Source organism: Sphingomonas olei (assembly GCF_045369765.1).
GTDB classification, from domain to species: domain Bacteria; phylum Pseudomonadota; class Alphaproteobacteria; order Sphingomonadales; family Sphingomonadaceae; genus Sphingomonas; species Sphingomonas panaciterrae.
This window is the reverse complement of the sequence record NZ_JBIQEU010000018.1, coordinates 48387-55089: the sequence shown is the minus strand read 5'-3', so window position 1 is coordinate 55089 and position 6703 is coordinate 48387. Positions and strand designations below refer to the sequence as shown.

General features: G+C 66.2%; 12 protein-coding genes. 1 reads left to right on the top strand and 11 read right to left on the bottom strand.

Annotated features, from left to right (window positions below):
• Positions 1–50 precede the first annotated feature (50 nt).
• Complete coding sequence (locus ACH0BU_RS15225; protein WP_307718164.1) at positions 51–548, top strand: response regulator; 498 nt, start codon at positions 51–53, stop codon at positions 546–548.
• Here ACH0BU_RS15225 and ACH0BU_RS15220 read toward each other — a convergent pair.
• The 11 genes from ACH0BU_RS15220 to ACH0BU_RS15170 form a co-directional block, all read right to left on the bottom strand.
• A complete protein-coding gene (locus tag ACH0BU_RS15220; RefSeq protein WP_010409157.1) occupies positions 533–937 on the bottom strand; it encodes a hypothetical protein in 405 nt (134 codons plus the stop codon). The two genes, ACH0BU_RS15225 and ACH0BU_RS15220, sit on opposite strands and share 16 nt — an antisense overlap.
• Before the next feature lie 96 nt (positions 938–1033).
• The gene (locus ACH0BU_RS15215) at positions 1034–1525 is read right to left on the bottom strand and encodes an SGNH/GDSL hydrolase family protein (protein WP_010409155.1); all 492 of its coding nucleotides are present in this window, start codon (positions 1523–1525) and stop codon (positions 1034–1036) included.
• Entirely contained in the window at positions 1522–2019 is a 498-nt protein-coding gene (locus ACH0BU_RS15210; RefSeq protein ID WP_010409153.1) for a hypothetical protein, read from the bottom strand. Before ACH0BU_RS15210 ends, ACH0BU_RS15215 begins: the two co-directional genes overlap by 4 nt.
• On the bottom strand, positions 2016–3170 hold the full coding sequence (locus tag ACH0BU_RS15205; protein WP_010409151.1) for a nuclease-related domain-containing protein: 1155 nt from the start codon (positions 3168–3170) through the stop codon (positions 2016–2018). The genes ACH0BU_RS15210 and ACH0BU_RS15205 overlap by 4 nt, the downstream gene beginning before the upstream one ends.
• Positions 3167–4024, bottom strand: coding sequence for a CsgG/HfaB family protein (locus ACH0BU_RS15200; protein WP_010409149.1), 858 nt, complete (start codon positions 4022–4024; stop codon positions 3167–3169). The genes ACH0BU_RS15205 and ACH0BU_RS15200 overlap by 4 nt, the downstream gene beginning before the upstream one ends.
• A complete protein-coding gene (locus ACH0BU_RS15195) occupies positions 4017–4334 on the bottom strand; it encodes a hypothetical protein (RefSeq protein ID WP_131818623.1) in 318 nt (105 codons plus the stop codon). The genes ACH0BU_RS15200 and ACH0BU_RS15195 overlap by 8 nt, the downstream gene beginning before the upstream one ends.
• Positions 4335–4372: 38 nt before the next feature.
• Entirely contained in the window at positions 4373–4582 is a 210-nt protein-coding gene (locus tag ACH0BU_RS15190) for a hypothetical protein (RefSeq protein ID WP_010409146.1), read from the bottom strand.
• Positions 4583–4673: 91 nt separating this feature from the next.
• Positions 4674–5435 (bottom strand): hypothetical protein, encoded by a 762-nt coding sequence (locus ACH0BU_RS15185; protein ID WP_037447284.1) that lies wholly within the window; start codon positions 5433–5435, stop codon positions 4674–4676.
• Positions 5422–6153, bottom strand: coding sequence for a type IV secretion protein (locus tag ACH0BU_RS15180; protein ID WP_035386407.1), 732 nt, complete (start codon positions 6151–6153; stop codon positions 5422–5424). The genes ACH0BU_RS15185 and ACH0BU_RS15180 overlap by 14 nt, the downstream gene beginning before the upstream one ends.
• Entirely contained in the window at positions 6143–6469 is a 327-nt protein-coding gene (locus ACH0BU_RS15175; RefSeq protein ID WP_037447293.1) for a hypothetical protein, read from the bottom strand. The genes ACH0BU_RS15180 and ACH0BU_RS15175 overlap by 11 nt, the downstream gene beginning before the upstream one ends.
• Complete coding sequence (locus ACH0BU_RS15170; RefSeq protein WP_037447296.1) at positions 6466–6702, bottom strand: hypothetical protein; 237 nt, start codon at positions 6700–6702, stop codon at positions 6466–6468. Before ACH0BU_RS15170 ends, ACH0BU_RS15175 begins: the two co-directional genes overlap by 4 nt.
• Position 6703: the final 1 nt, after the last annotated feature.

Genomic DNA, 6703 nt, shown 5'->3' with positions numbered 1-6703 from the left:
GGTGGGAAAATGCGCCGACCACACGCGAGTTGGCCAGGATGATGTCCGCGATGATCGACATCTACTGCGCCAGTTACGATTGCAAGCGCCTACAGATACAGGCGGTTGTAGAGGTGATGAACACTTCGACCGTACCTTTCGCGCTCGCGGTCGATGACGTCCCGATCATCCTGATGGACATGACGCTGATCCTGGAGGACGCCGGCTTTCGCTGTCATGAGGCGATGGACGGCGATACCGCGATCGTGCTGCTGGAGGAGCAGGCCGACAACACCATCCTGCTGTTCTCCGATGTCGAGATGCCGGGATCGATCAACGGCTTTGCGCTGGCGCGTCATGTCGCACAGCACTGGCCCTGGATCGAGATCGTGATCGCCAGCGGCAATATCCGTCCCAATCCGGGTGACATGCCCGAGAAGGCGACGTTCATCCCGAAGCCCTTCTCGGCTGCGATCGTCCACGAGCACCTCCGCAGGACGCTGCCTGACGGCAAGAAGCCCGCGCCGCTGAAGAATGCGGTGACGACGCCGGTTCAGCCGGGAGCCTGAGCCACCCCTGCCGAGGCGAGCAACTGCGCGTCGGTCGCGTCGCGGTTGTCGATCCACCATTTGGCGTCCGCGATGCCGAGCAGCGCCGCGCCGGTTTCGACGCTATCGAGAGGTTGATCCTTGCGCAGCAAGGCGATCCGTTTCGCGCGAATGGTCGTTGCCCAGCTGACCTGTCGTTCCGAGCCGTTGAGCGGCGCCAGCGACAGATGGGCAACGGCTTGTTGCGAGGCCGCGGCGTCGCGCTCGTTCTCTTCCTGGCGCTGCTTGCGGTAGCACGCGCCGCAGACCGTCGTGCGCAGCCAGGTGGCCTTGCGCTCCTGCTGCGACGCGAACCCGGCAATGAAATGGGTTTGCTCATGGCCGCAGGTGTGGGTGATGCGATGGTCCATGACGTTCAGCCTGTCATATGGGCCGGATTTGTTCCAGCGGGATTGAGTCGAGCCGTTCGGTTCCGGCGACCGATGCTCGCGGCATGAAGATGGCGATCACGACCCGAGTGGGCTGCTCATCACCAGCACGGTCGCGCGCGCGATCGGCGCCGGCGCTACGCCGGCTCTGAAGGGGGCGACCGCCCCCCACCGCAGCGACTTGGCGACGGGGCGATAGCTGACCGGATGGATGCCATCCCGGCTCGGTTGCGCCCGCAGCGGGATGACGGTGTCGCCGAAACGTGCCGCGATCGACGTGACAATGGATGACGCGCGCAGGTCGTAGGGGGCAAGCCAGGCCACCTTGACGGCGGTGGTTCGCCGCCTGAGCGCAAGAAGGTTGGTTGGGAGCGCCGGACTGGCGGCATCGTTCGACCCGAGTGCGATGAGGGCGACGGTGGCGGCCGAAGCGCCCCTCACCCGCCGCTCGATCTCGGCCGAACCGGCACCCACGCGCGCATGAACCTCGCAGCGTATGCCCTGTGCTGCCAATGCCTGCGCCGTGCCGACCGCGGTGCTGTCGCCCAGGATCAGGCAGAAGGGAATCATGGCCGACCAGCCTGATGGGCAAGCGGTTTTCGTGGAGTGGTCATGTCGCCGTAGGCAAGTAGCCCGAAGATGGCGACAGCACAGCCGGCGATGCCGAACGCTGCGCGTGCCAGCCCGATCAGCCGCGCCTTGCGACCCTTGCGAAGGTGGTTCCACCCTCGATCGAGCGAGGTACGCCAGGACAGCCAGCCATCGCCGATATCGCTCGCGCCGAACATCGCGATGGGGATCGCGACGGCCAGCATGATATGCCGGATGTCGGCGCGGGCGATCACGATGGCGAGAAAGGTCGCGACCAGAATGAACAGCGCGATGGCGTTGATGACGCTGTAGAGCGGGCGCAGCCGAAAGATCCGACGCGAGGGCGCAGCGAGGTAGCGCACGATCGGACGGCGGCAGGTGTCGCAGACCAGCATGTGCTGCCCCAGCGGCCAGCGGCGCATCGCCTCATGGCAATACGGGCATTCGGGCCGGGGCAGGCTGATCATATTCATGCGACGTGGCCGACCCTGATCGCATCGGGAAGTGCAGCCCGGATCACGTCGGCGACGTCGGGCACGCAGATCCAGTTGGAGAATCTCGGGTTCCAGATCGCCTTGCCCTTGCACAACGCGGAAAGAACCTCCCTGCCGATCTCATCGTCGCGCGCGGCCCGGAATGCGATGCGGCCATCTGGCAGTGTCCGCTCGACGATCCCGGCGCATACCTCGATAGGTGCGCCCGCCTTGACGGGAACCGCCTTGGCAGGGGGCGATACCTCCAAAACGGTGCATTCAACCGCTACCGATGTGGAGGGACTTTGCGCCGGATGAACAGTGACAGGCTCTGCCTCGACGTACGGCGGCAATTCCGGCACAGACGCGGCCTGGACGATGGGCATGTTGATCGGCCCAGACGGGTCGCCGGTATGAGACGTATCGGCGGCGTCCGTGCTGTCAGGAACGATGCCGAGGCGGGTATAGATATCGCCCTCCTGGACATGGTCGGCGATGAGCTGGTCGGCGATCTCGACCATCTGCGCGGCGGTGACGCCGGTCGAAAACATTCGTCCCAGGGGCGATGACCCGCCGAACGGCACCCAGGCTTTGTAAAGGTTGTCGCATTTGTAGATCGGCTCGTCGCTGCCGATTTTGGAACGGTCGATCATCGCGGTGGGCGGAACGGACACGAATACGCCGACCTCCGCGAACGCCCTGTCATGCCCTTTTCGCTTCAGCCACGCCTGCAGCACCTTGCGTTGTCGTTTGGCCTGTTCGACCGGATTGGGGATGTTCTGCGGCTGACGTTGCGAGCGATACCAGACCATCCATTCGCCATGCTCGTTCTTCGAGATCCGGCCAGAGTAGTTCTTGGATTCGAAGATCGAGGCGGTGCGCGACGCCCGCGACAGCAGGATATGATCGAACTGCGCGAACCCGCCCTGCCCGTCCGGCAGGCGCAGATCGTGGATAAGCAGGTTGCGGTCGTTGTCAGGCCCGAATTGGTGATCGAGCATATAGGCGGTCTCGCGCTCGCCCCGCATCCCCTGGCGATGGTTCCGCACCGTCGATCGCACGCGCTCGGGGAGAGCCGCGAACTCGTCGGACGCCATCACTTCGTCGGCAAATGCGATCTCGGCCGCGCGGGTCGATTTCTTGCGGATCATCGTTTCGGCGTTCCCGGATTTGGCTGCGGCAGCGGTTGAACCGCCTGCGCCGGTAGCGGCGCGGAGGCGGGAGGCACCATTGCGGGCGGCTTGGCCGGCACCAGCCTCGCCTCGAGCCGTGGCCGTGCATCCTCGATCAGCTTGCGGAACGCATCGAGCGTCGCCAGCGTGGTGATCTTGCCGATGTCGGTCGAGGCGTAGCTTCCACCGAGCGCACCCACGCCAAGGCCGAGCAACAGCCCACCGCCCACGACGCCGATATCCTTCTTGCGCGCCGACCCGCTGGCGACCGCTTCCTGGATGCCGGTGTTCACGTCGACCAGCGTCATCAGCACCTGGCTTTCGAGTGTCTTCGACTTGAGCCCGACCGCCCCGCCGAACACACCGCCGACCCCGCCCCCGCTCTCACGCGACTTGGCGTCGGAATAGACCACCTTCACCTCGATCAGATAATCCGCCTTGGTGACAGGCCGGGTTGTGGCAGTCCCGCCATTGATCGCGCGTTCGCGTTCGAGCGCGCTGAACGCCTCGCCGCGATCGGCGACGCGGAAGCAATTGGATCGCGCGATCATCAGCTTGACCAGTGGCAGCGCGTCGACGCGCGCGGTCGAACCGCCGTTCTGCATCTCCGCCATGCGCATGAGCGCCTGCAGTTGCGGCGACAGGCCATCGGCCGGGTTGGCGGCCTTCTCCTCAACCAGCGCGGCAACGCCGAGCGGCACCTGGCATTGCGGCACGGCGGTCGTCTCGTCGACGCCGGTGCCGCCCTGCCCCAGCTTCTGGGCGTGGGCCATTGAAGGTGTGACGGCCGCGAGCGCGGCCGTCACGACGAGCATGCGGGTGCGATCAAGCACCGGCGCCCGCCTTCTTCGCATGCGCTGCGGGATCGCAGATCCCGGCACGCTCCTCGTCCGCCGCAACTTTCTTCGCGGCTTCGTCACAGTCCTTGCAGTCGGGACAGTCCGCGCAGTCCTTGCATTTGCCGTTGTGAAGCGCGTGCGCGCGATAGCGCGCCTTCTTCGCCTCGACCTCGCGCGCGGCATCGGTGCCGGCATGACTTCCGGCGAAGCTCGCCATCGCGAGCAGGACCGGCGCCGACGACTGCGCGCTGGCGGCCGACGGCAAGGCCACGGAGAGGGCGGCAAGCCCCAGCGCGGCGATCATCTTCAGTTTCATCGTGTGTACTCCTTCCCTGGCCGTTTTCAGAAGAAACCGTTGCGTCGGCCGTCGCGACGGTCATCGTGGCGGGCGCTGCTGTCGCCCAGCGCCGAGCGCCGGACCTCCAGCTCAACCCCGTCCCCCTTGCGGCGAATGCGGACATCCTGCGGGGCGATGTTGTTGCGCTTCGCCCAGCGGTCTGCGTCGGCATCCGAGCCGAACTCGCCCATTTCCTCGAAATCCCAGTTGCTCATGTCTCCTGTCCCGGTTGATCGCCGTGCCGGCGCGCGGGGGCCGGTCCTGGCGGTGCGATGCGAAATCCCCGCGCGTGGATGAAGGACAGTGTCACTGGATCGAGGCCGGTTTGGCGGCGATGCGCCGGACCACGAGATTGCTGTCGGCCCCCAGACGAAGATCGAGCGTGTGCCCGACCCGTCGCGTGAACAGCATCACGCCGGCAACCTCGTCGTGCAGCGTGCCCCTGCCGAAGAAGGTCCGAGAATCTGCCCATTCGCGGCCGTGGATGAAGCGGACGCGATATTGGCCGAGCGGGGCTGGCACGGTGACACGCTCGAAGGCGCGGACATAGACCGACAGCCGGTTCTTCGCCGTCGCCGGATCGAGCAGCTGGACGATGCTATTGTCTGCCGCACCCTGAATGGTCAGGTGGCTTCTGACGGTTCGCAGGTCGACGCTGGAGGAGACGGCGACCGTTCCCGATTCCGGAAAACCGGTGTTCGTCCCCACGATTGACGCGAACAGGCTGGAGGTTGCGCGCTTGATCTGGCCCTGCCCGGCCCAGGCCGCAAGGACCAGTGCGATGGCAACACCGACGCCCAGCGCCTGCCAGTAAGGGGCCGGCGTGAAGCGCGGGCGGGGCCGCCATCGACCGCGCTGATAATCGTGGCCCCTGTTCCTGGCTTCGAACCACGACCCTTTCGATCCGCCAGATATCCAGCTCGCGCTCCCCAGCGGCACCGATTTCCTGAACCCGAAGCGGTTCAGCTCGACCCGTGCCTTGCGATCGTTCCATTGCGTCGCACCGGGATCGAGCCCCTGCCGCTTGCGGTAGCGATCGCGCATATAGTCGCGATCATCGATGCCCATCGACCACCTCCATCGACTGCGAGGGGAGAGCCAGGGGAAACACGTCCATTCTGGACAGCATCGCGTGATCGCGCAGCGAGGCCTCGACGGCGACAACCTCGCTCGAAGTCAGTCCAGGTTCGCGTCGTACGAACAGGATGGTCGACGCCGATCCTGCCAGCCAGCGCGCGATGGAGATCCTGGGCATCAGCCGGTCGTGGTCGGCGAAAGCGTGGGTCGCTCGTCGCACGCCGGCCAGCACGGTCATTCCCCAACGCAGGGCGTGACCGTTTCCAGAATCGTGTCCCGCCGCCTCTGCGACGGCTTCCGGCGGGAGATCCCGTATCAGATCGCGGACGGCCGAAAGGGTCGCACCAGGTTCATCGCCGGCATGCTGGATCGCGCGGAGCAGCACATAGCGCGAAGCGCAGGTGTAGCCCGAGCAAACGTCAGGATCGTCGGGAAGGAACGCTTCGATCGCGGACGAGCGTGCATAGTCGCTCGGATGGTCTGCGAAGAAGTCCCAGTTGCCGCGCGCGGGGTCGATCAGCTGGTCGCGGACCTGGTCGGCGAGTTCGGCGATCGCGTCGCCATCGCCGAATACCGCGAGCCGGCCCCCGTCACCGGCGCGGACCGCTTCAAGCGCCGCTGCCGTCAGATCCGCGGTTTCGGCGATCGTGAGGGTCGCGTGCGTCGGCTCGGGTTGGCGCCGGAAGCGAAAAGGGAAACTACCGTCCACCGGGCGTACCTTCGGTTGCGGGCGGAACGAAAATTCCACCATCGGTGTGGAGCGACGCGCTGACGATTCCGCATCCGACCGCCCAGGCGAAGGTGAAAGCCGCCACCACGGCCTCCAGGAGCCCCGCCTGACGCAGCCGGCGCGTCAGGGGGACGAGCACGCGCGGCGCGGTTGACCGTGGCTCCACGGGCTTCCTGCGGGCCTGTTGGAGATGCTCGGACGCGCCCTCGATCGCATCGCAGGGCGGCGTGTCGAGCCGCGAGGTCCGGCCGATGCGGGGAGCCCCGTGCATATAGTCGCGGTCGGCGAGGCTCATCGTGCTGGCTCGGGCCGGACCCGGAGGGCACGCAGCGCGCGGGTGAGCGGCAGGAGTAAGACGTAGGTCAGGCCGAATATCGCGGCCATCGCGAGCGTTTCGCCGCCCCAGTCGAGCGCATCGTCGCGCCGCGCGAGCTGGCTGCATTGCGCGAGCGTATGGGTGTCGAGATCGCAGGCGTGCCAATGTTTCGTGGCGATCACCTGATCCCAGGTCGGTGGCGACGTGGTCATG

Bases quoted from the DNA above. Each gene is read 5' to 3' on its own strand.
- ACH0BU_RS15225 (WP_307718164.1), top strand. From the start codon at position 51: ATGATCGACATCTACTGCGCCAGTTACGATTGCAAGCGCCTACAGATA.
- ACH0BU_RS15185 (WP_037447284.1), bottom strand. From the start codon at position 5,435: ATGGGCATCGATGATCGCGACTATATGCGCGATCGCTACCGCAAGCGG.
- ACH0BU_RS15170 (WP_037447296.1), bottom strand. From the start codon at position 6,702: ATGACCACGTCGCCACCGACCTGGGATCAGGTGATCGCCACGAAACAT.
- ACH0BU_RS15190 (WP_010409146.1), bottom strand. From the start codon at position 4,582: ATGAGCAACTGGGATTTCGAGGAAATGGGCGAGTTCGGCTCGGATGCC.
- ACH0BU_RS15215 (WP_010409155.1), bottom strand. From the start codon at position 1,525: ATGATTCCCTTCTGCCTGATCCTGGGCGACAGCACCGCGGTCGGCACG.
- ACH0BU_RS15205 (WP_010409151.1), bottom strand. From the start codon at position 3,170: ATGATCCGCAAGAAATCGACCCGCGCGGCCGAGATCGCATTTGCCGAC.
- ACH0BU_RS15220 (WP_010409157.1), bottom strand. From the start codon at position 937: ATGGACCATCGCATCACCCACACCTGCGGCCATGAGCAAACCCATTTC.
- ACH0BU_RS15195 (WP_131818623.1), bottom strand. From the start codon at position 4,334: ATGATCGCCGCGCTGGGGCTTGCCGCCCTCTCCGTGGCCTTGCCGTCG.
- ACH0BU_RS15210 (WP_010409153.1), bottom strand. From the start codon at position 2,019: ATGAATATGATCAGCCTGCCCCGGCCCGAATGCCCGTATTGCCATGAG.
- ACH0BU_RS15175 (WP_037447293.1), bottom strand. From the start codon at position 6,469: ATGAGCCTCGCCGACCGCGACTATATGCACGGGGCTCCCCGCATCGGC.